Origin of the sequence: uncultured Fibrobacter sp., assembly GCF_937877005.1 — a bacterium.
GTDB lineage: Bacteria > Fibrobacterota > Fibrobacteria > Fibrobacterales > Fibrobacteraceae > Fibrobacter.
Window position 1 is genome coordinate 1 of sequence record NZ_CALEFV010000102.1, and the last position, 4,413, is coordinate 4,413.

Here is a 4,413-nt window from a genome sequence, read left to right on the forward strand (position 1 = left end):
GGCGGCTCGACAGGAACTAGTCGAGGATTTTGAAAAAGCTCTGCGTCAATTTGGAGACGATGTACTTTTACAAAAAATCCGTGTGGTGGTAACGCCTCAAAATATGGATGAGCGCAAAGCGTTTTACCATAGTGCGACATTAGCATTGTCTGCACCGGGAACGGCTACGTTGGAACTTGCCTTATCGGGGTGCCCGATGGTTGTTTGCACCAAACCAGATGTTTTAACCTATGGCTTGGCACGCCTTTTTGTTAGGACGAAGTATTTTGCGTTGCCGAACATCATTTTGGACAAGTTGATTTATCCTGAAATTATTGCCGCTCCAGGTAAGGAGCGATGGGCAGTGGCAAGTATCGCTCAAGAAATCGCCACACAGTGTGCTTCTATGCGTAATTCGGATACAGATAATCTGTATTCGAAACTTGCGGTGGGAAAACCCCTTGAATCGCTAGCGCTTGAATTTTTTCGCCAACTCGTCTAGCGTGTATCGCAGCAATGTCGGGTGCCCATAGGGCGACTTGAGTGGTTCTTCGGTAAGCATCAATTGGCTTACGAGTGCCGCCATTTCCTCGGGCTTAAGCTTGTCTCCTGCCTGGTATGCATTCGTATTCGCCCAGGCTTTGGCAATATTGTCCTGTACCTTGACCATGTCGCCTTCGCCATTGCCTTCGTCTCCAACACTATCCAGGAAATCCTTGACGGCCTTGATGGCGCGAGAAAGTGGAAGTGCACTAGGGATGGCTCGAATCTGGTAAGTTTCTCCGCCAAAATGCTCAATGAAGAAACCAAGGTGCTTGAACTGGTTCTCTACTGAGTTGAGAGCCTGAACTTCGATCTTGGTAAGGTCTAGAAGTTCAGGAAAAAGGAGTTCCTGGCTGTCGAGCGCGGAACCGTTCTTCAGAGTTTCGAGAGCCTGTTCGTAAAGAATGCGCGAATGTGCGGCATGCTGATCGATGATGAGTAAACCATTGGAATCTTCGCCGGCGATGTAGGTGTTTGCAATCTGGAAGAAGGTCGGCGGAATCCATGATGATTCGGGGGTAGAAGGTTTTAGCGATTCCTCTCCCTCGAGCGAAATGATTTTACCCGCTTCAGGCTGGCTAAATATATCTTGAGCAAGGTCATTGACGGGAGTGGCTTTGCGGGGCTTTTCAATTTCTGGGGCGATGTATCGGGATATTGGCTTGGTATCGCTTACGAAATCGGGACCGGCCTGAATTTCATTCTTCGTGATTTCGTCGCCGAGGTCAATCAGCGGCGAATGGGTCTCCATGTCCTTGGTAAAGGCGTCGCGAATGGCGTGTGAAACGACAAGGAATACGAGGTTTTGATTTGCGAAACGAACTTCTCGTTTGGCAGGATGAACATTGACATCGAATTCCATGTCAGGCATGTCTAGAAAAAGAACCGAGACCGGCTTGCACTGGGCTCCATAAGGTTCATACGCCTGCTGTACTGCCTTGCTTACCATCTTGCTTTCGATTGGACGATTGCGGATGAATAAAAACTGATGGTTCCGTTTGCCATTTGTTTCAGTTGTCGGAGAGACATAGCCCCATACATGGACTCCTGCTTCCGTATAGTCAACGGGCAAAAGAGCCTTCGCTACTTTCGATCCGATTGCTTCGGCGATGCGGTTTCTTAACTCTCCCGGGACTCCTGTAAAGACCGTTTTGTCGCCAACTTTGTAATCGAATCGAATTTCGGGGTGTGCGATGGCAATTTTTAGGATGATGTCAAAAATTCGAGTTCCTTCGGCTGTTTCGCTGCTGAGGAAGTTCCGTCGCACAGGAGTGTTGAAAAAAAGTTCTTCGACCAGGAAGGTGGTGCCTCGGCTGGCCTGTACGTCCTGTTTTTGAACAACGTTTCCGCCTTCGAGGATAATTCGGCCGCTATCGCCCTCGTCGGTGGCACTGGTAATGGTCAATTTGGACACCGCGGCAATGGAGGCGACGGCTTCGCCTCTAAAACCGTTGGTCTGCAAGTGAAACAAATCGTCGGCGTTAAAAAGTTTTGATGTGGTATGGCGCAGATAGCATAGGTCCAAATCGGCGGCGTTCATGCCTTTGCCATTGTCCGTTACCTGGATTTTCTTCTTCCCACCCTGCTCAATTGAAACCTGTATACGGCTCGCCCCTGCATCAATGGAGTTCTCGATAAGTTCCTTTACGGCTGATGCGGGACGCTCGATAACCTCGCCTGCAGCGATTTTATTGATTATTTCATCAGACAAAACATGTATTTCAGCCGATTTCATGGTAAAAATATAGCCATTTGAGAGGTTCTAGGGGGTGTTTTTTGCTAAATTAAAGGGTAGAGTGTTAATTCTGTTATATTTTTAACAGAAATAAGCTTGAGAGAGGTAGTAAATTGCTTTCAAACCTGTTTTTACAATTAACGCATATTGAGCTGTTAATTTCGTATCCCGTAAAAGAAATTTTGACGCTTGTAAAACGGGATCCTCGTATTAATGTAAAGATGCTCAACGATATCTACTTTGAAGATTCGTTCGTTGATGAAGGCGTTCACCGCCTGATCATGAATAGCGTGGTGAACTGGCTTTACGAAAGAGGTGAAAATCCGGACGCGTTCGTGCAGCGTATTATAGATCGTTGCGCGGCATTCGAAGCTGTACCGGCACGAAGCGTGCTTCGCTCTTACCTCCCTTATGTATCTCAATTCTATGCGACCGAAGATGTTCGCCAGCTTTGTCTCGATATTATTCCGAAACGTTACCCGCTTCTGACTAATGCCGAATTCCTCCGTCGCGATTTGGTTGACGGCTATCGCAAGGAATATTTCACTTTCCGTTTTGATTCTCCGGGCATGCTGATTACGAACCCGATGCGCTGGTTCAACGGCCTAGTGCAGATTGGCACTATTTTGCTGAATACTCCTGCCTATGAAAAGATTGAGTTTAAAGCTTCTCAGACCTCGTTTGTGGAGGCTTTGGAAAATCGGGTGTCTGCGGAAGTTCGCGATGATGGCTGCGTTTATGTCAATGGCCGTCTGGTGGGCAAGTACATGACCTTCGGGGATTGTCTTGCTGAATTTGGACTTGACTGGGAATTTGAAGCAGAAAAGAAAATGGCATGCATTCGCGCTACCGAAGATGTTATCGACGAAAAGGTGGGTGCTGTCCTGATTCATAAGGGTTGTTATTACGGCGCACCGGCTAGTGTGGTCTATTTTGATTACAAGGCCAATGTGGTTGCTCCGGAACCATTCAACAAACTCATGAGTGCAGTCGTCAAGCAGGAATTTGATTCTTGGGAGCCGATCCAGAAAGCCCAGGAACAGCTTCTTGAAGCGATGAACGATTCCGTTACAATAGTTTATTATAAGAGCGATGATTCAATCTCGGTTAACAATAAGCACTTGATGCGTAACGTTCCTGCGCGTATTCTTCGCAACCTTCTGCGTGAATACAGTGCTACTGGCCGTGAAGAGTTTGAAAACCGTGAATTCAAGCGGGATCCTTCTATATGCATGGATCCGTTACGTCCAAATTTTGAAAGCCGCTTGAATCGTGTCATTGCTCATATCAATGGTTCCGATGATCCGGAACATCCGTCTGAAGGTGTGAAGAAGTTCTTTGAAATTGAACGTCACCGTCGCGGCGGATTCCGTTTTGTACCGAAGTGCAAGATTATTTTCCGCGAAGAGTAAAATTGATTTTACTTGCCTATGTAATTTAAAGGCGCTAAGAAAATAAGCAATTTGGTAGTTCTTCAGAAAAAATTAAAGGGTATATTTAAAATTGTGAAACGGTAGAAGGGTAAATCCTGATATAACACTATCATTGCTCCCCTCCTGGTAGGTTCAAGGTTCCACATACCGATTCATATTTTCTCCTTCTTAGGAAAGGGTTCTCTTGCGAGAGCCCTTTCTTGTTTTGTGACTCGAAGTCACAAAACAAGAATGTCCTTCGACTCAGCCATGCCAGTTTGCTGGCTGTCTATCGCGGCGTTCGCCTTGCGGACTTTTCTCTCCGCCAGTTCTGGACCTCGGTCATGTAAAAAAGCTCCGCAGCGAGCGGAGCTTCATTAGAATTGAAAGTTTGGATTTGAATTAGCGGCGTCTTTCAGACATCTCTTTCTTCAAGATGTCCATGACGGCGCCCAGGTCTGCCGGAGCCTTGAACACGGGGTTCGCGAACTTGGAGGCTATGTTCTCGAGCTTCTTTTCGTGGTAGCCGACCTTGAATTCGGTGAACTTGAGGCCGTGTGCCGTGCTGATGACGACCACGTTTTCTTCCTTGTCGATCTTGCCTGCGGCCACGAGCTTTTCAAGCGCGCCGAGGGCGACACCCGTGTGCGGGCAGCAGTAGAGACCGATGCGGTCGCCGCGGTGGGCGGCGTTCGCCAGTTCTTCTTCGGTGACACTTACGACCATGCCGTTCGTCTTCTGGAT

At 47.6% G+C, this 4,413-nt stretch carries 2 protein-coding genes and 2 pseudogenes; 2 read left to right on the forward strand and 2 right to left on the reverse strand.

Going from position 1 to position 4,413, the window contains the following annotated elements; all coding sequences use genetic code 11:
• A pseudogene (locus tag Q0628_RS05150) lies at positions 1-481 on the forward strand (hypothetical protein); the annotation flags it as partial.
• Here Q0628_RS05150 and mutL read toward each other — a convergent pair.
• Positions 449-2,257: a DNA mismatch repair endonuclease MutL gene (gene mutL, locus Q0628_RS05155; RefSeq protein WP_298768787.1), complete on the reverse strand. Its 1,809-nt coding sequence runs from the start codon at positions 2,255-2,257 to the stop codon at positions 449-451. The pseudogene Q0628_RS05150 and the gene mutL overlap by 33 nt on opposite strands.
• Positions 2,258-2,478: 221 nt before the next feature.
• Between mutL and Q0628_RS05160 the strand changes: the two genes are divergently transcribed.
• Positions 2,479-3,669 carry a hypothetical protein gene (locus Q0628_RS05160; protein WP_298768789.1) on the forward strand — a complete coding sequence of 397 codons (1,191 nt, stop codon included), beginning with the start codon at positions 2,479-2,481 and terminating at the stop codon, positions 3,667-3,669.
• A 402-nt stretch (positions 3,670-4,071) separates the two neighbouring features.
• Here the strand turns inward: Q0628_RS05160 and Q0628_RS05165 are convergent.
• Positions 4,072-4,413: pseudogene (locus Q0628_RS05165) on the reverse strand (threonine synthase); the annotation flags it as partial.